The organism is Candidatus Accumulibacter similis (assembly GCA_013347225.1).
GTDB lineage: Bacteria > Pseudomonadota > Gammaproteobacteria > Burkholderiales > Rhodocyclaceae > Accumulibacter > Accumulibacter similis.
Genome location: CP054595.1, coordinates 3,542,000 through 3,558,445, shown reverse-complemented (window position 1 = coordinate 3,558,445; position 16,446 = coordinate 3,542,000). Strand labels below are relative to the sequence as shown.

The window sequence follows — 16,446 nt, the reverse complement described above, 5'->3', positions numbered from 1 at the left end:
CTGCGGCGTATGGAATGCAAGGCATTTTCTGAACAGCGCCATCGAGCGTCTAGGAGTGCCTACCATGTCTTCGCAGACCACCGCGCCGGCCTTGGCGCCTGAACACCGCATCATGCGCCGCGCCGAAGTCGAGGCCAAGACCGGATTCAAGCGCGCCCACATCTACAGCCTGATGAAGGAAGGCAAATTCCCCAAGGCCATGCGCCTGGGTGTGCGCGCGGTCGGCTGGGATTCTGTGGAAATCGAACAGTGGATCGCTGACCGCCGCAACGATCGCGCCTGACGCGGCTTCTCCCCTCATGCCATTGAACAAGGAGAAGCCCATGCAGGTGGTTTCGATCATTTCGACCAAGGGTGGCGTGGGCAAGACCACGACGGCCGCCAATCTAGGCGGCTTCGCCGCCGACGCCGGGCTGCGCGTGCTGCTGCTAGACCTAGACGTGCAGCCCACACTGTCGAGCTACTTCACACTGGCCGTTCGTGCACCCGCCGGCATCTACGAGATGCTGACGGTCAACGAGCACCGCGCCGAGCAACTGGTGTCCCATACCGCCATTGCGCGCCTGCATCTGGTGCTCTCCAATGACGACCGCGGCGAGCTGAACACGCTGCTGCTGCATGCGCCCGATGGCCGCTTGCGATTGCGCCATCTGCTGCCTGCGCTGGCGCCGAGCTACGACCTGGTGCTGATCGACACGCAGGGCGCGCGCAGTGTGCTCCTGGAGATGGCAGTGCTGGCCTCGGATATGGCGCTGTCGCCGGTCACGCCGGAAATCCTCGCAGCGCGCGAACTGCGCCGCGGCACCTTGCAGCTCATCGAGGACATCGCGCCGTACCGGCACCTCGGTATCGAGCCACCGCCATTGAATCTGCTCATCAACCGCGTGCATCCGGTGTCGTCGAACGCGCGGCTGATTCAACAGGCGCTGCGGCAGGTGTTCCAGGGCCAGGCCGGCGTGCGCGTCCTCGACACCGACGTGCCGGCGATTGAAGCCTATCCACGCGCCGCGACCAGAGGCTTGCCGGTGCATCGAGTGGAGTACCGACAGCCCACGGGCCGTAACGCCCCTGCGGCGCTGGCCACTATGCGCGCGCTGGCCGGCGAACTGTTCCCGCAGTGGCAGGACCGCTTCGCCCAAGTCAGCGGTCGCGCCGACGCGGCAGGCACAGCAGGGAGCGCGGGCGATGGCGAACGCGCATGAACTGGCGAGAGGCCGCAAACGCCTGCGCGCCCTCATCGAGTTCGCGCTAGGTGAAGGCTGGCACGTGGTGCGCACGCCCGGCGGACACCTCAAGTTCACGAAGTCGGGCTGCGCTTCGATCTACACCAGGTCAACCGCGAGCGATCACCGAGCCGGCCTCAACGCGCGCGCGCAGCTTCGACGCGCCGACCGGCAAGCTCGGGACGGCATTGCCGACGAGCCGATGCCTGGGGAGGACGGCCGTGGCTGACCTGACCCAGCAAGACATGGCCGCCAAACTGCTGGCCTCCGGCTTCGAGCGCACCAGCCCAACGGCTGCGGCCCTGACCGATCCCATCGCCGACACGCCGATGGTCGTGACGCTGGACCAGTTGCGCCCGTATGACCACGACCCGCGCGTGACGCGCAACCCAGCCTACGAGGACATCAAAGCTTCGATCCGCGAGCGCGGATTGGACGCACCGCCCGCGATCACACGCCGGCCCGGTGAGCCGCACTACATCATCCGCAACGGCGGTAATACCCGCCTGGCGATCCTGCGTGAGCTGTGGAGCGAAACCAAGGACGAACGCTTCTTCCGCATCCCCTGCCTGTTCCGCCCGTGGCCGCAGCGCGGCGAGGTGGTGATGCTCACCGGCCACCTGGCCGAGAACGAGCTGCGCGGCGGGCTGAGCTTCATCGAGCGGGCCTTGGGCGTGGAGAAGGCGCGCGAGTTCTACGAGCAGGAGAACGGCCAGGCGCTGTCGCAGAGCGAGCTGGCGCGACGCCTCACGGCCGATGGGTTTCCGCTGCCGCAGTCGCACATCAGCCGCATGCAGGACGCCGTGCACTACCTGCTGCCGGCGATCCCGAACCTGCTGTACGGCGGGCTCGGCCGCCACCAGGTCGAACGGCTCGCGGTGCTGCGCAAGGCCTGCGAGCGCACCTGGGAGCGGCGTGCGCTGAGCCGCAACCTGTCGGTGGACTTCGCCACGCTGTTCCAGGACGTGCTCGCGCAGTTCGACACGCAGCCCGACAACTTCTCGCCGCAGCGGGTGCAGGACGAGCTGGTCGGCCAGATGGCCGAGCTGCTGGAAGCGGACTACGACACGCTGGCTCTGGAGATCGACGACACGGAGAGCCGACAGCGTGCGCTGACCAGCGACCCGGCACCGCCAGCGGCGAGACCTGCACCATCAGCCGCATCGGCCGCACCTGCGCCCGAGCCGCAGCGGTCTTCGTCGCCGCCATCGTCGCCGGCTACCCCTTCGGTGCAGGCGTCGGAGTCCGGTTCGTCCGCGCCGACGGGCGCAGGCGCGACTGCATCGAGGGTTGACGCCGAAGGCGATCAGCGGGACGGCTGCCAGCGCGGTGAACGCCTACAGGGCCACATCGTGTCGCCGGCGCCGACCACCGAGCGCCTGCAATCCATCCAGCGCATGGTCGCCGACCAGATGGGCGACAAGCTGCCCGACTTCGAGGCCGACGCGCTGCGCGCCATTCCCGTGCAGGCGGGCGGGCTCTACCCCATCTCGGATGTCTGGTACATCGAGCCCGGCCTGGACGTACCGGATCGGCTGCGCGTACACATCGCGCAGTTCGCGCGCGAGGTCGCCGAGGAAGCCGGCGTGGCCGATCAGGTCGAGCCTAGCGACGGCGGCATCGGCTTCGCCTGCGTCGCGCCGCCGGCCGCGCGCGCCATGCCGCCATTCGCTCGCGCGGTGCTGACGCTGCTGCAGGCGCTGTGCGCCGCGCGTGCCGCAGCCGGGCTCGATCGCGCCCGGCTAGCCGATGACCTGGCGCCCTTGCTGTATGGCGGCGGTGCCTACCCGCGCCTGAGCGATGCCGGGCTGGTCAAACTGTTCCGGCTGCTGCGCCTGGCGCGTCGGCTTCTGGATCTGGAGACCGGCGCGGCCTCCAGCGACCCCGGCCGCGGCGCCTGAGCGGAGACCACGCATGTCCGCACCGCACCCGCTCAACCAGGCCGTGATCGCGCAGGCGCTGCACGACCTGCGCAACGGGCAACTGCGACGCTGCAAGGCCATGGGCTTCGGCGAGGAAGAACTGGATGCGCTCAAGCATCCCGAACTCGTGAGCATGCTGGTCAATGCCACCGTCTCGTGGTGCTCGGTGTCGGTCAACCGCGAGGTGCTCAAGCGATTGCTGAGCCAGGTGCACGACGTGGAGCGCGAGATCGCCACGGTCGACCGCATGCTGCGCCTGGGTGCCAGCACGGAGATGGTCAGCCGCTTCTACGGCCTGACGCACCAGGAGGTCGCCCTTCGCCGCGACATCCTCGGCCTGCCCAAGCGCAAGGGACGGCATCCGGTGCTGGACGAGGCGCAGGACACGGCCCTATGGAAGCGATGGAAGGCCGGCGTCACGGAGCGCAGCATCGCGCTGGACGACGAGATGGCGATGCTGGCGCTGACCATGGACCTGGCCGAGACCTTGACCTTGCCGATGTCGGTGATCTGGTCGGCGATACGCAACTGGATCGACCAGGGGCTGGTGTAGGCCATGGCGACCGGCGGCGCACCCCGGCGCGATGGCCCCGTGGCGCTGTCGGCGCTGTTCGACGAAGCGCTGCGGGAGCTGGTGCCACCGGCACCACCACCCCCACGCGGCACTGCCCCTACGTCGCCGGCCGCGCCGATCAGTGATGGCTTCCTCTACAGCGGCAACCGGCACGAGAGCGTGCCGCGCGCGCTGTTCCTCGACCGGCGCCTGACGCCGCTGGAGCGCAATGCCTGGCAGGTGTTCCGCCTGCAGCTTCAAAGCGATGGCGTGACGGCGTTCCCCACCTACGACCAGCTCCGGCCCTACCTTGCCTCGATGCCCTGCGCGGCGCAGGCCTCGCATGAGACCGTGGCGCGCGCCTTGACGCTGCTGCGGTTGACACGCTGGCTGAGCCTGGTGCGACGGCGCCGCGACCCGAAGACCGGGCGCATCCTCGGCAACCTCTACGTGCTGCACGACGAACCGCTGACGCCCTTCGAGGCGATGCAGCTCGACCCCGACTACCTGGGCCTGGTCAGCCAGGCGCTGACCCATGCCGCGAAGGCAGTGCAGATCGTCGGCATGAACACCCTGCGCGAGATCGCCGAAGACCCGATGCTCAATGGCCGCACGCTGCCCACACGCCTACAGGTGCTGACACAGCGCATGGCCCGCAACGAATGGGCCGATACGAGTTATCCACAAGAGCCTGTGGATCACGAATCCGAAGAAGGCCAGGCCGTCCTACTTCGGAATCTAAATGGCCCCTCTTCGGAATCCGAAGCAGGGCTGAAACCCGCGCTAGACGGCTCACTTCGGAATCCGAAGGAGGACCGTACTGTACGTATGGATCGTATAAATCAAGTAGGTACAGTACCGCGCGCGAAGGCGCTGCAGCACGTGCGCCTACCCGAGCGCCTGCTGCGCTTGAAGGACGAGCAGCAGAGCGGCGCGCTGGTGGCCTTGCAGCAGGTGGACGAGTTACTGCGGCAGGCGGTGCTGGACGAATGGGATGCCCGCTGCCGCAACAGCGCAGTGCGCAACCCGGCTGGCTACCTGTTCGGCATCATCCAGAAGGCAATCCGCGGCGAGTTCAAGGCCTGGGCCGGCGAAGGCGGCTCGCCAGGGTCGCCGCCTTTGCCGTCGTCGCCGCCGCCACGTCCAGCCGCACCCGCACCCTCTGCACCTCCACAGCCTGCTCCAAACGGCCCTGGCCGCGAGGCGGCGCGAGCCTACCTGGCGAAGCTGCGTTCGGCGCTCGGCGATTCCTGAGCAGCTATCCCCAGGGGATGGCTGGGACATCAAGCCTTCCGGCGGACGGCCGCTGGTTTGTCGCGCATCACGTCGTCGCGACCAGGTGCAGACCTATCCCCAGGGGATAGATGGAACACGCGGCCTTCCCAAGACGACAACCGGGGACGCACCGGCTGCGGTTTGTTGACTGACGCCCTTCCGGGCGATGCAGATGCTGGCGGCTCGTTCCCTTACAGCGAGTCGTCACCATGGCCAACGAATCCCAGCAGCCCCTGCAGTTGAATCTCGGATCGCTGCGCAGCGCGATGTCGCTGACGCTGCACACCCACCACGCTTCACGCATCTGGCATGGGCGAGCGCCCGCCGAGGGGCGCCCCGGGATCATCGGCCTCAACGGCTACATCAGCGTGATGAACAAGATGAAGCGCGGCGCCGAGCAGGACGATCCCTACTCGGATTTATGGATGCTGCGCGTCGAGGACAAGCTGACGCAGACCAAGGCGAGCTTGCAGGCGTTGCGCGAGCAGGTGGATCAGGCGCTGGCCGACGTGCCGCCCGCGCTGTCGCTCGGTGAAAACATGAACGTGCAGCCGGTGAAGCTGCCGCTGTTCGTCAATGCGCAGCTCGGCTTCATGGCGGTGTACCTGCTGGCCGACTACGACGACCTGGCGCGCAAGCTGATCCTCGCCCACCACACCGCGCTGATCGACCGCAGCACGTTGGAACGCTGGCTCAACGACGGCGCGCATGCGCTGCGCAGCCTGTTCTCGCTGGCACAGCAGTACCGCTACTCCGGCGCGACGCGCGACGACTTCGCCTCGAAGAACGCGGTGGCGCGGGCGGCGTTAGAGAAGTTCGGCGAGCTGCCGCAGGACGTGCTCGAAGGCACACGCCGTTCGCGCTTTGCGCCACCGATCGCGCGGCGGGCGGGCAAGCCTGGTGCAGCCGCTGATGCCGCCCCCGTGGCTGGCGCAGTCGACGTGACGGACAACGACCAGGACGGTGAAGGCACGAAGGCATGACCGCATCGTCTTCCACCGGCCAACCGGCGCGCTTCCTGCCGCTGGAGCAGGCAGACTTCCAGCGCCTGGAACACGCGGGCTACCTAAAAGGCCTTTTACAGCCTTTTAAAGGTAAGGGAAGTCTGGAGGCCTGGGCCAACCAGTGCACGGCGCTGCGCGACGGCTTGATCGGCCTGGCGCATCGGCGCGTGCTGCAACAGGCGCGGGCCTATCCCTTCTCGCTGCTCGACGTGCAACTGGCCCAGCAGACCACTGGCGCAGGCACGACCTTCCTGCGCTGGCGCAACCACGACCGTTCCTCGATGGGCGTGGCGCTGTGGGAATCGCTGCTCGACCGCCCGGCGACGCCGGCCTCGCTGATCGACGACCTGTACGCGATGGAGCTGCAGCGCATCGCGCTGAATATGCAGATCAGCCTCCTTCACACGCTGGGCCGTCAGGCCCAGGAGTGCGCCAGCAAGGCCGCGCAGGCCGAAGCGGCTTACCTGCGGCGTGTCCACGGGCATGCCGCGTCCGTTCCATCCACCAACCCCAAGGAGTCACCATGAGCACGCACTTCGTCGGCGAGGGCAACATCGGTTCTGCGCCGGACTACCGCGAATTCCCCAACGGCAACGACGAGCCGCGCCGGCTGCTGCGCCTGAACGTCTATTTCGACAACCCGATCCCGAAGAAGGACGGCGAGTACGAGGACCGCGGCGGCTTCTGGGCGCCGGTGGAACTGTGGCACCGCGACGCCGACCACTGGAAAGACCTGTACCAGAAAGGCATGCGCGTGCTGGTGGAAGGCCGCACGGTGAAGGACGAGTGGGAAGACGCTGACGACAACGAGCGCACGACGTTCAAGATCGAGGCCCGGCGCGTGGGCATCCTGCCGTACCGCATCGAGGCCGTGACGCTCAGCGCCAAGCCGGCCGGCGGGCAGTAGCTCGCCCATTGCCCGGCACCGCGCCGCCCGAGGGCGGCTGTAGCAACCGTCACACGCCCGCCATGCACCAGCTATCCCCAGGGGATAGCTCCATGGTGTTCCACCGAGTTCCAGCCGCCCTCCCGAAACGACGCTCCCGCTGCGCCAGCCGTTGCGGTCAACTCGTACTGCTGCGGCAACGCATCGCCCGCCGATCACAAAGCGGTGTCTGCGCCAATCGGCTTCCTTGCTGCCGTCGTCCGCTGGCCCGGCCAAGCTGGGGCCATCCGATCAACCGCACTTTTCGAGGAGGCTTCATGCGCGTGTACTTGTGCGAGAAGCCGTCCCAGGGCAAGGACATCGCCCGTGTGCTGGGCGCCGGCCAACGGGGCAAGGGCTACTACAGCGGTGCGGGTGTCATCGTGACCTGGTGCATCGGTCATCTTGTCGAGGCGGTTCCGCCCGAAGGCTACGGCGAGCAGTACAAGCGCTGGGCCATCGAGCAACTGCCCATTCTTCCCCAGCGCTGGCGTGTTGAGCCCAAGGCGGCGACCGCGGCGCAGTTCAAGGTCGTACAACAGCTCGTCGCCAAGGCTGGCGAGCTGGTGATCGCCACCGACGCCGACCGCGAGGGCGAAATGATCGCCCGCGAAATCATCGAGCTTTGCAGCTATCGCGGCCCGATCCAGCGGCTGTGGCTGTCGGCGCTCAACGATGCGTCCATTCGCAAGGCGCTGGGCGCGCTCAAGCCATCCGCCGAGACGCTGCCGCTGTACTTCTCCGCGCTCGCCCGATCGCGTGCCGACTGGCTGATCGGGATGAACCTTAGCCGCCTGTTCACGCTGCTCGGGCGCCAGGCCGGCTACAACGGCGTGCTGTCGGTCGGCCGCGTGCAGACGCCGACGCTCAAGCTGGTCGTGGACCGTGATCGCGAGATCGCACGGTTCGTCTCGGTGCCGTTCTGGGCCATCGAGGTAGCGCTCTCGCATGCGGGCCAGTCCTTCGTCGCAAGCTGGACGCCGCCGCAGGGCAGCACCGACGACGCCGGCCGCTGCCTACAGCAGCCCGCGGCGCAGCAGGCCGCCGAGCGCCTGCGCGCGACCGGCGCCGCCAAGGTGCTGTCGGTGGAGACCGAGCGCGTGCGCGAAGGCCCGCCGCTGCCGTTCGACCTCGGCACCTTGCAGGAAGTGTGTTCCAAGCAATTGGGCCTCGACGTGCAGGAAACGCTGGACATTGCCCAGGCGCTGTACGAGACGCACAAGGCGACGACGTATCCGCGCTCGGATTCCGGCTACCTGCCCGAGAGCATGCTGGCCGAGGTGCCGGCCGTCCTCGACAGCCTGGTCAAGACCGATCCCAGCCTGCGGCCGCTGATCGACCGCCTGGATCGCCAGCAGCGTTCGCGGGCCTGGAACGACGGCAAGGTCACGGCGCACCACGGCATCATTCCGACGCTGGAACCGGCCAACCTCTCGGCGATGAGCGAGAAGGAGCTGGCCGTCTACCGGCTGATCCGCGCCCACTACGTCGCGCAGTTCCTGCCGCACCACGAGTTCGACCGGACAGTGGCGCAGCTCACATGCGGCGGACAGTCGCTGCTCGCAGTCGGCAAGCAGATCGCGGTGGCCGGATGGCGCCAGGTACTGGCGGCGCCGGAGCCCGAGGACGGTGACGGCGAAGACGCGCAGCGCGGGCAGGTGCTGCCGGCGTTGTGTGCCGGAGCTTCTTGTCAGGTCGGCCAGGTCGAACTGAAGGCGTTGAAGACGCTGCCGCCCAAGCCCTACACCCAGGGCGAGCTGGTCAAAGCCATGAAGGGCGTCGCCAAGCTCGTGACCGACCCGCGCCTGAAACAGAAGCTCAAGGACACCACGGGCATCGGCACCGAGGCCACGCGCGCCAACATCATCAGCGGGCTGCTGGCCCGCGGCTATCTCCTGAAGAAGGGCCGTGCCATCCGCGCGTCGGATGCGGCTTTCACGCTGATCGACGCGGTGCCGGAGGCCATCGCCGATCCGGGCACGACGGCGGTGTGGGAGCAGGCGCTGGATATGATCGAGGCCGGCCAGATGACGCTGGACACCTTCATCGTCAAGCAATCGAGCTGGGTCACCCAGCTCGTGCAGCAGTACCGCGGCGCCTCGCTCGACCTCAAGCTGCCGCCCGCGCCGAGCTGCCCGCAGTGCGGCGCACCGATGCGCCAGCGCAGCGGCAAGAGCGGCGCGTTCTGGTCTTGCAGCCGCTACCCGGACTGCAAGGCCACGCAGCCGATCGAAGAAGCTGCGGCAAGCAAGCGCGGCGCATCCAGCCCGCGGCGCCGGCGCCCCAAGGCGAGCTGACGCCCACGTCTCCCTCTGCCACGCCGGCTGCTGCCGACGGCGGGGCAAACCTCCCGCACCCCGCGGGACTCCCCAGCGCGCGTCCCCTTCTGCAACGGTGTGCGCGTCCTGCACGAGCCGATCACGGCTTGCAGGACGAGAAGGTCATTGCTCCATCGAATCGCGTCTGTCGCGGTTCCGTTGATCGAGGTGCTTCCGTCCATCCGCGAGCGGTCTCCTGACGCCTTAGCCCGCAAGGCTGCGAGGTGCCAGGAGACCGCTTGCGGTCCACGGTATTCGGTGCCGGTGCCCGCCGGCGGAACAACGGGCTCCCTTTGTGTGTGGATACACGCCAGAGGATGCCGGCCCCAGCCACGAAACGGGTCGGGTGAGATTGCTGACGCAGCGAATGGCTTTGACGACGGCCTGGCCTGCTTGCAGCCCACAGGTGGATTGATTCCTCTCCAGCCGAAGTCCTTTGGGGCTTCGGCGCCTTTGTCGTGGGCAGACGGACGTGCATCGGCTCTTGCATCAGAGCTCGGGCCAAACCGGACGGCGTTCGGTTCCGTTTGATCGGCGACGGCGCGCTGCCGCGCTTCCATCCTTCCCGCATGTGTCGCTGACGGTCGTCAGCACCATGCCCTGGCAGCCCCGGTCTTCAAGGCTGCAACGCGGTTCGCCGCGTTGACCGATCCAGTCCGCTTCGCACCGACCACCGCGGACGCGCGTCGTCACGACGCCGGTGCTTTTGATGTTCAACCCTTCGGGAGGTATCCGCTCCCGACAGGGCGTGGTGCTCCCGGTCTTCAACCACCAGGAGAAACCCATGTCCCTTGCGTTCGCATCGGCGCCGCTGAGCGTCGAACAGGCCCGCGCCGAGTCCATCGGCTACCAGGCCCTGGCCTACGTCGGCAAGCGCCTGCCCCTGCAGGTGCTGTGCAGCGCGGCCGGCCACTACATCGGCACCGCCGATGCGGACGGCCCGGTCTCGCGCGAGTCGGTCAGCTACTTCCGCTCGCACCACGCCGCCGAGCACGCCCTGCAAACGGGCCGCTGGCAGCAGCGCCTCAACCCGTGATGTCCAACCACCAGGAGCCCATGTCATGAACCGTGCCCTGCCTCAAGAGGTACTTGATCAGATCGAGCTGGAACACCAGCACTTCACCGCCGCGCCCCAAGCCTTCTTCGAGGCGTGGAAACGCGGCGTCCATATCGCCGGGGCCGAATGGTTCGGCGACGGCACCCGCGAAGGCCTGCAGCGTGCCACCACCAAGTGGGATCTGCGGCCGAAGCTGCTGATGCTCAATGACGCCCTCGGTGTCCTGAGCAGCGGCCAGCGGATGTTCCTGTCCGCGATGGTGAGCTTCTACAACGCCCGCGAGGGCGGCGCGATGCTCAAGCGTTGCGGCTTCGAGGGTCTGTCCGATTTGGGCGGCCTCGACCTGGAGCGGCGCAAGGTCATTGCCGACCTGACGCTGAACTACAACGGCTGGTGAGCCGCACTGCGGTCTGCCGACGTTCCTCTTTTCTTCCTACCCCACGAGGGACATGCGTCCCTGCATGGGGGCATGTCCCTCCTTTTCTTGAAAGGAGCGATTCATGTCCCCTGGCATTTCCATCGATCTGCTCGTGACCGACGACGACATCGATGCGGTCATCCTTGAAGGCTGGCCGGCAGACATGCGCAAGCCGCGCACGGTGGTGTTCGACTACGCCGGCCACGGTGTCCCCGACGAGAACGTGCTGCGCATCGGCACCGGAGCGCCGAACGCCGGATTGACCGGCCGAGAGGTGTTCCCGGTCGAGTACGGACGCGACTGCCGCTACCCGTCGCCGGCCGAGATTCTTTCGGCACTCGATGCACGCAGGCCGGCCGAGAAACCCTCTGCGCTGAGCATCGCCCGCGACGTGCGCCAGAGCATCCTCGACCTGGATGCGCGGCTTGACCGCCTGGAGCAAGCACCGACCGGCGATGACTACAACCGCCTGTACCAGCTTGCGAATGGCGGCCTGACCGACCTGTTGAAGGCGCTGGGCGACCCGTCCTCGGCTGCCGCCGGCTGACCGGCTGCCACTTCATCCACCCGCTGGGGTTCAATCCCCAGCAGGGGATTGCCTCGGCCATCCTCTGCTGGAGAAATCCCATGTCCTACTCAAACAACAATCCCTTTGTCCGCGGTTACGACGGCCTGTCCGTCCAGCGGCTGCTCGCCGTCTCCTACGACGACGACTGCCCGCTGACATACTTGCCGCTGCACCCCTCGCAGTCGCATTTGCCGGACAGCCAGGTCGAGCGGCGTGCCTGCGTCTTCTCGGACGACTTCATGCTGATCACCGAGGACCAGGCGGTCCCCGACGAACTGCAGGCGATCTGCCCCAGCCACGGACTGGTCCGCAACGTCGTTTATGCCGTATTGGCCCAGGAAGAAGGCAAGCCGCTGCACGTGGGTGACACCTACTCCGAGGAAGCGGCCCGCGAAGTCGTGCGGCGCCTGCGCTATGAAACCGGCTTCTACAGCCGGTGCTGGGAGATCAGCAGCGCGCATCTCGACGCCGACGCGCATCGCTTCCTCGCCGAGCTGGCGGACATCGCCACGCCGACGCTGTTCCTGTTCGTCGCCTTCCGCATCCCGTACAGCCCGGCCATCGGGTTGAAGCTGATCGCCACGCCCTGGACCGACGAGAACCTGCGCGCGGTCGAAGGCATCACGGTCAAGCGGCTGATGCAGGAGCACCGCAAGAAGGGCATGCCTGAATCCCTGTTGCACGTGCTGCACCTGGCCGCGCTCGCCGACGTGCGCATGCTGGTATTCGATGCCGATGCGCCGGTGCTGGACGGACTGCCGATCTACGACGAGTAACGCCACCTTTCGAGCCCCCGCGCGGGGCTCGTTTCATTTGCGGACGAAGCCGGTGGCGGCGCAATGCCGATTTCCGCGCGACGCTGGCCTTGAGCGTGATGCACGCTGCTCGCATGTTCGCTGGCGTTGCCGGCAAGCATGCCCAGGCAGTTGAGACCTTCGAGGCTGCGGCGCGGTTCGCCGTGCTGGTTGTTTTTCCTTCCCGGGCGCATGTCGCGTCCATTCACCTCACCTCCAAGGGACATGCCTCCCTTGTGGGCGGAAGTTTCTTGGATTGCCACAAGGAGCTTCCCAATGGATACCCAAGCCATCCGCGCACAGATGCCGACGCTGGTTCGCGGCCACGTGCCCTCCAACGTCCGCAGCTTCAAGTTCAACATCTTCGATGGTCAGCCCAAGGTTTCGACGCTGGGCTTCCACATCGATCCCAAGCCCTTCGAGGGCAAGGTCATCGCCACCACCGACGAGGCCATCGTCGTCAAGACGGGGTGGGCCGAGTTCGCGGTGCTCGACAAGGCGCTCGTCACCAACGTGCCCGATGAAGGCGCCAAGGTGCAGGTCGAACCATATGCGCGACGCCGCTTCGACGGCCTGCGCGCGGACACGCCCGAGGAGAGCACCGAGTTCACCGCCGACGGCCAGCCCTACACGGTGAAGCGACTGATCCTGGGTTCGGCGCCGGCCAAGCTGCCGATCGCCGAGCCGCAGTGCCCCGAGTTGCAGGAGCTGGTCCACCAACTGGAGCAGTTGCCCGCGCCCGATGGTTTCCGGCGCATCACGCACCTGCTGGTGGATGCCGGCGCGCGGGACTTCACGGTGGTCGATCCGAGCCCCAGCAACATCATCGCCACGCCGCCGGCCATCGGCTTCACCGTCGCCTCGGCGAAGTTCCAGGGGCGCGTCACCGTGCTCTACGAACGCGGCTTAGACACCTACGCGGTGGAACTTCACCACGACGGCGAGTTGGTGGAGCGGGTCGATGAAGTGTTCTTCGACACCTTGGGCCAGGTGCTGGAGCGGCTGATCGACGACGGGAGCTGGCGCCTCATCCGCGTGCAGCGCCTGTCCGGTCGCAAGCCCGTCCAGCACTGAGCCCCTGCGTCCCCAAGCGGCTTCCCGTCCTCGCGGCGGGAAGCCTTCTTCCTTACCTCCGTTGGAGATCACTTCCATGACTGTTCGATTCAAAGGCACCCAGCTTCGGCCCGTGCTCGCCGAGGCAGCGGCCAACCAGTGCCGCGTCATCCTGGTCAAGGACCAGGGCGTGTATTTCATGGCCGAGCGTGGCGAGAGCCGGCCCGATGGGCGGCGCAAGACCATGGCCTACGCCGTGGGCTGCAACCCCGACGTCGATGCGTTCGACGACTGGTGGGAACTGGCGCGCGCCGAGTTCGGCGGCGACGACTTCGGCGAGTTCTTCGACCTTGCAGGAACGGGTGTTCGCCCACATCCTGCACAGCGAGGACGACCTCGAAGTGTCGGCCACGGCCACGCATCTGTCGATGCAGCCCATGCCCGCTGCGCCGGCCGGTCACTGATCGTCCTGCTTCCCAGCCCCCTCACAGGGGCTTCTCTTTATTTGGTGGCGCGGCTCAGGGCCGCATCTCACGCGCTCGTCTCCAGCCCGACTCGGGCCGCTCACGCCGGCACGGTACCAAGCCGGCGCATCATCGGCGTGGTGATCGTGGGCTGCCCGGTGGCGCGGAACCTCGATGACGGCTGGACGCTCGAAGTTACCCGGCTGTGCACCGATGGCACGGCCAACGCCTGCAGCAAGCTCTACGCGGGCCGCCTGCCGCGCGGCACGCGCGTTGGGCTACACGCGCCTCATCACCTACACGCTGCCGGCCGCGGGCGGCGCCAGCCTGCGGGTGGCCGGCTGGCGCCTGGTCGGACGGTGGCAACTGGAACCGAGCGCGCCGGCCGCGCCAGGACACCCCCGAGGCGCTGCGCGTGCCCAAGCTGGTGTGGGAGGCGCCGTAGCGGCGAGGCCTGGCGCTTGCTGCCAATGCGGACAGCCGCCGGTGCCGATTGCCGCTCGCGCGCGTGCCGGCGTAGCGCCACGCTTGGCCCATGTTCCGCTGACTTCGGTCAGCAGCATGCCCGGGCAGTCTCGATCTTCAAGACTGCGACGCGGTTCCGACCGCGTTGATCAACCAGTTCGCTCCGGCATCCCTGCGCGAACGGCCATCGGTTCTCCCGATGGTGATGCCACCCAAGCTGTTCCTTCAACCCATGCGGGGGTTCCACACCTTCCCCGCCTTGGGTCGGGTGTGTCTCCGCCTCTTTGTTCTCAGGAGATTCACCATGACCACTTCCACCGACAAGTCCTACTTCGACCTGCACATCACCGGACTCGGGTATCTCAATCGCATCCGCGAAGTGAAGCCCAAGAAAGGCGATGCGTTCCTGGCCTGCGACATCGCGGCGCTCAACGGCCCCAGCGATGACGTTGCCTACGTGCGTTTCGACACGCGCGTCTCGGGCTCCGAAGCGCAACACCTGGTGCGCCGCTGCATCCAAGCGGTCGATGCCGAAAAGAAAGTGATGATCGGCTTCCGCCTGGGCGACCTGTGGACCGACACCTTCACCTACTCCAAGGGCAAGCGTGCCGGCGAGCAGGGGGTGAGCCTCAAGGCCCGCCTGCTGTTCGTCAGTTGGATCAAGGTCGACGGCAAGCTCGTCTACAAGGCCGAGCCCAAGCCGACCGACGCCGACGACCGCGACACGCGCAACACGGATGTCCCCGCGACTTCCGCCGAGCCGCAAGCCGCTGCGTCCGAGCCTGCCAGGCACGCCGCCGAAGCTGCCGATGAAGCCACTGCCGATGCCCCCGCATTGGAAGTTGCCGAGTCGTTCTGATCCGCAAGGCCCCGCTCCCTGGGGCCTTGTCTTCTTCCCACTCGCGTGCGCATGCGCGCCGTCGCCATGACGGCCGTGTGCGTGATCGCAGCTTCGTCCGCAGGAGTTCTTCATGATCAACATTCCCGGCCAACTGGCCATCAAGACCATCCACGGCCGCAACGGCGACTTCAACGTCGGCCGCCTCGCGACCTCCATCGGCGAGTTCGTCGTGAAGAACGCCGAACTCGACCAGTACGCCGAAGGCAAGTACGAGGGCGATTTCGCCATCGCGGAGATTCGCCCGTCCACGTACACCGCCAACGGCCGCATGGTCATCGAGATCCGCGCCCTCTTGGGCGGGATGACCTTGTCCAACATCGATGCCCTGAGCCGCGACGACGCCCGCCGGCTGAGTCCGCAGGAAGTCGATCCAATCGACGAGGAAGCGCAGACCGCCACGCCGACGCCGACGACCGCCCCCAAGGCGGCCGGCCGGAAGAAGGCACGCAGTTCGCGCGACCCGCTGGTCGATACCACGCCGTTCGGCAGCGAACCGGCTGCTGCGTCTGCCGAAGCTTCGGCCCATGCCGAAGACGACGGCGACGCGGTGCTGTTCGGTGCGCTCTGGCCGCTGGGCGATGTCGTCAAGCTCGATGCCACCGTGGATCGGCGCGTGCTGCGTCAGCAGCGCGACCGCCTCGGCGACCTGGGCTACGAGTTCGCTCCGCTGTCCCAGGACTGGCATCTCGCCAGGGTCTGATCCGACCGCCGTACCTCGCCGCGTTCTGCGGCTTTCACCACCCGCCGGGGTTCCTTCCCCGGCGGGAGGACTCCGGCCCTTTCTCACAGGAGTCATTCCATGGGCTGGACATTCGTTCGTTTGACGCGCGATCAGTTGATCCGCGAGCTGACCGCAACAGAGGAAACCGAGCGGTCGCGCAATGAGGTCATCGACCACACGCTGGTCGGCAACGTGCTGTGGACGGTGGTGCGTGTCACCGCCAAGCAGGCCGGCGTCCTGGGTCTCGCACCCGGAGAGTCGGCCACCTTGATCGGCTGCCATCTGCTGGAAAGCGAAGGCCGCGAGTGGGGCTACAAGTCCCTGGTCGAGGCCGAGCACCCGTACTACTACTCGTGCCCGCTGCGCTATCTCGACATGGCGCCGCAGCGGTGCGCCACCTGGCGCGCACTGGTGCATGCCTTCCACCAGCAGCGACCGACCAGCGCGGGCGGCGATGCAGCCACCGAGTGAGGCGCACATGGACACCATCCTGTCGTCCTTGCCGCCCGAGCTGCTTCGCTTCGTCGAAGACCAGTTGGCCAACAACGAGGCTTCCGACGACGAGCTGCACGAGCACTTCATCGCCAACGGCCTGGGCGAAGATCAGGCGTGGCAGGCACTGACCTACCGCGCGCTGTACCTGCGCCACGTCTTCCTCGAAGGCTTCACGCCGATCCTCAAAGGTCACGAGGCGCTGTGCTTCGACCCGCACAGCCGCGGCTGGGAGCCGGTTCCGCCCCCATAGGCCGGCCCTTCCACGGCCCGCTTCTTCATTCCTTTCACCA

At 67.2% G+C, this 16,446-nt stretch carries 19 protein-coding genes and 1 pseudogene; all 20 read left to right on the top strand.

From position 1 onward, the window contains the following. The first annotated feature begins 64 nt into the window (after positions 1 to 64). Positions 65 to 283: an AlpA family phage regulatory protein gene (locus HT579_15560; GenBank protein ID QKS30216.1), complete on the top strand. Its 219-nt coding sequence runs from the start codon at positions 65 to 67 to the stop codon at positions 281 to 283. 40 nt (positions 284 to 323) lie between these two features. Next, a complete protein-coding gene (locus HT579_15555) occupies positions 324 to 1,202 on the top strand; it encodes a ParA family protein (GenBank protein QKS30215.1) in 879 nt (292 codons plus the stop codon). After that, positions 1,186 to 1,452 (top strand): hypothetical protein, encoded by a 267-nt coding sequence (locus HT579_15550; GenBank protein ID QKS30214.1) that lies wholly within the window; start codon positions 1,186 to 1,188, stop codon positions 1,450 to 1,452. Before HT579_15555 ends, HT579_15550 begins: the two co-directional genes overlap by 17 nt. Beyond that, positions 1,445 to 3,124 (top strand): ParB family protein, encoded by a 1,680-nt coding sequence (locus tag HT579_15545; protein QKS30213.1) that lies wholly within the window; start codon positions 1,445 to 1,447, stop codon positions 3,122 to 3,124. The genes HT579_15550 and HT579_15545 overlap by 8 nt, the downstream gene beginning before the upstream one ends. A 13-nt stretch (positions 3,125 to 3,137) precedes the next feature. Next, positions 3,138 to 3,698, top strand: coding sequence for a DUF2857 domain-containing protein (locus tag HT579_15540; protein ID QKS30212.1), 561 nt, complete (start codon positions 3,138 to 3,140; stop codon positions 3,696 to 3,698). A gap of 3 nt (positions 3,699 to 3,701) precedes the next feature. Further along, complete coding sequence (locus HT579_15535; GenBank protein ID QKS30211.1) at positions 3,702 to 4,952, top strand: hypothetical protein; 1,251 nt, start codon at positions 3,702 to 3,704, stop codon at positions 4,950 to 4,952. Between the two features lie 230 nt (positions 4,953 to 5,182). Further along, a complete protein-coding gene (locus tag HT579_15530) occupies positions 5,183 to 5,956 on the top strand; it encodes a TIGR03761 family integrating conjugative element protein (protein QKS30210.1) in 774 nt (257 codons plus the stop codon). Continuing rightward, entirely contained in the window at positions 5,953 to 6,504 is a 552-nt protein-coding gene (locus HT579_15525; protein ID QKS30209.1) for a DUF3158 family protein, read from the top strand. The genes HT579_15530 and HT579_15525 overlap by 4 nt, the downstream gene beginning before the upstream one ends. Beyond that, positions 6,501 to 6,884: a single-stranded DNA-binding protein gene (locus HT579_15520; protein ID QKS30208.1), complete on the top strand. Its 384-nt coding sequence runs from the start codon at positions 6,501 to 6,503 to the stop codon at positions 6,882 to 6,884. The genes HT579_15525 and HT579_15520 overlap by 4 nt, the downstream gene beginning before the upstream one ends. Positions 6,885 to 7,180: 296 nt before the next feature. Further along, the gene (locus HT579_15515; protein ID QKS30207.1) at positions 7,181 to 9,199 is read left to right on the top strand and encodes a DNA topoisomerase III; all 2,019 of its coding nucleotides are present in this window, start codon (positions 7,181 to 7,183) and stop codon (positions 9,197 to 9,199) included. Positions 9,200 to 10,004: 805 nt separating this feature from the next. Continuing rightward, entirely contained in the window at positions 10,005 to 10,256 is a 252-nt protein-coding gene (locus HT579_15510; protein QKS30206.1) for a hypothetical protein, read from the top strand. A 25-nt stretch (positions 10,257 to 10,281) separates the two neighbouring features. Continuing rightward, entirely contained in the window at positions 10,282 to 10,674 is a 393-nt protein-coding gene (locus tag HT579_15505) for a hypothetical protein (protein QKS30205.1), read from the top strand. Positions 10,675 to 10,777: 103 nt separating this feature from the next. After that, the gene (locus HT579_15500) at positions 10,778 to 11,242 is read left to right on the top strand and encodes a hypothetical protein (protein ID QKS30204.1); all 465 of its coding nucleotides are present in this window, start codon (positions 10,778 to 10,780) and stop codon (positions 11,240 to 11,242) included. An 80-nt stretch (positions 11,243 to 11,322) separates the two neighbouring features. Continuing rightward, complete coding sequence (locus HT579_15495) at positions 11,323 to 12,039, top strand: ABC transporter substrate-binding protein (GenBank protein QKS30203.1); 717 nt, start codon at positions 11,323 to 11,325, stop codon at positions 12,037 to 12,039. A gap of 294 nt (positions 12,040 to 12,333) precedes the next feature. Then, positions 12,334 to 13,131, top strand: coding sequence for a GTPase (locus HT579_15490; protein QKS31663.1), 798 nt, complete (start codon positions 12,334 to 12,336; stop codon positions 13,129 to 13,131). Positions 13,132 to 13,207: 76 nt separating this feature from the next. Continuing rightward, positions 13,208 to 13,574: pseudogene (locus tag HT579_15485) on the top strand (DUF3085 domain-containing protein). A 769-nt stretch (positions 13,575 to 14,343) separates the two neighbouring features. Beyond that, a complete protein-coding gene (locus HT579_15480) occupies positions 14,344 to 14,898 on the top strand; it encodes a DUF3577 domain-containing protein (GenBank protein QKS31662.1) in 555 nt (184 codons plus the stop codon). Positions 14,899 to 15,010: 112 nt separating this feature from the next. Further along, complete coding sequence (locus tag HT579_15475) at positions 15,011 to 15,640, top strand: DUF3275 family protein (GenBank protein ID QKS30202.1); 630 nt, start codon at positions 15,011 to 15,013, stop codon at positions 15,638 to 15,640. Positions 15,641 to 15,739: 99 nt separating this feature from the next. After that, positions 15,740 to 16,132, top strand: a complete 393-nt coding sequence (locus tag HT579_15470) for a hypothetical protein (protein ID QKS30201.1) — start codon at positions 15,740 to 15,742, stop codon at positions 16,130 to 16,132. 7 nt (positions 16,133 to 16,139) lie between these two features. Continuing rightward, a complete protein-coding gene (locus HT579_15465; protein ID QKS30200.1) occupies positions 16,140 to 16,406 on the top strand; it encodes a hypothetical protein in 267 nt (88 codons plus the stop codon). Positions 16,407 to 16,446 lie beyond the last annotated feature (40 nt).

Bases quoted from the DNA above. Each gene is read 5' to 3' on its own strand.
- HT579_15560 (QKS30216.1), top strand. From the start codon at position 65: ATGTCTTCGCAGACCACCGCGCCGGCCTTGGCGCCTGAACACCGCATC.
- HT579_15555 (QKS30215.1), top strand. From the start codon at position 324: ATGCAGGTGGTTTCGATCATTTCGACCAAGGGTGGCGTGGGCAAGACC.
- HT579_15550 (QKS30214.1), top strand. From the start codon at position 1,186: ATGGCGAACGCGCATGAACTGGCGAGAGGCCGCAAACGCCTGCGCGCC.
- HT579_15540 (QKS30212.1), top strand. From the start codon at position 3,138: ATGTCCGCACCGCACCCGCTCAACCAGGCCGTGATCGCGCAGGCGCTG.
- HT579_15535 (QKS30211.1), top strand. From the start codon at position 3,702: ATGGCGACCGGCGGCGCACCCCGGCGCGATGGCCCCGTGGCGCTGTCG.
- HT579_15530 (QKS30210.1), top strand. From the start codon at position 5,183: ATGGCCAACGAATCCCAGCAGCCCCTGCAGTTGAATCTCGGATCGCTG.
- HT579_15525 (QKS30209.1), top strand. From the start codon at position 5,953: ATGACCGCATCGTCTTCCACCGGCCAACCGGCGCGCTTCCTGCCGCTG.
- HT579_15520 (QKS30208.1), top strand. From the start codon at position 6,501: ATGAGCACGCACTTCGTCGGCGAGGGCAACATCGGTTCTGCGCCGGAC.
- HT579_15515 (QKS30207.1), top strand. From the start codon at position 7,181: ATGCGCGTGTACTTGTGCGAGAAGCCGTCCCAGGGCAAGGACATCGCC.
- HT579_15510 (QKS30206.1), top strand. From the start codon at position 10,005: ATGTCCCTTGCGTTCGCATCGGCGCCGCTGAGCGTCGAACAGGCCCGC.
- HT579_15505 (QKS30205.1), top strand. From the start codon at position 10,282: ATGAACCGTGCCCTGCCTCAAGAGGTACTTGATCAGATCGAGCTGGAA.
- HT579_15500 (QKS30204.1), top strand. From the start codon at position 10,778: ATGTCCCCTGGCATTTCCATCGATCTGCTCGTGACCGACGACGACATC.
- HT579_15495 (QKS30203.1), top strand. From the start codon at position 11,323: ATGTCCTACTCAAACAACAATCCCTTTGTCCGCGGTTACGACGGCCTG.
- HT579_15490 (QKS31663.1), top strand. From the start codon at position 12,334: ATGGATACCCAAGCCATCCGCGCACAGATGCCGACGCTGGTTCGCGGC.
- HT579_15480 (QKS31662.1), top strand. From the start codon at position 14,344: ATGACCACTTCCACCGACAAGTCCTACTTCGACCTGCACATCACCGGA.
- HT579_15475 (QKS30202.1), top strand. From the start codon at position 15,011: ATGATCAACATTCCCGGCCAACTGGCCATCAAGACCATCCACGGCCGC.
- HT579_15470 (QKS30201.1), top strand. From the start codon at position 15,740: ATGGGCTGGACATTCGTTCGTTTGACGCGCGATCAGTTGATCCGCGAG.
- HT579_15465 (QKS30200.1), top strand. From the start codon at position 16,140: ATGGACACCATCCTGTCGTCCTTGCCGCCCGAGCTGCTTCGCTTCGTC.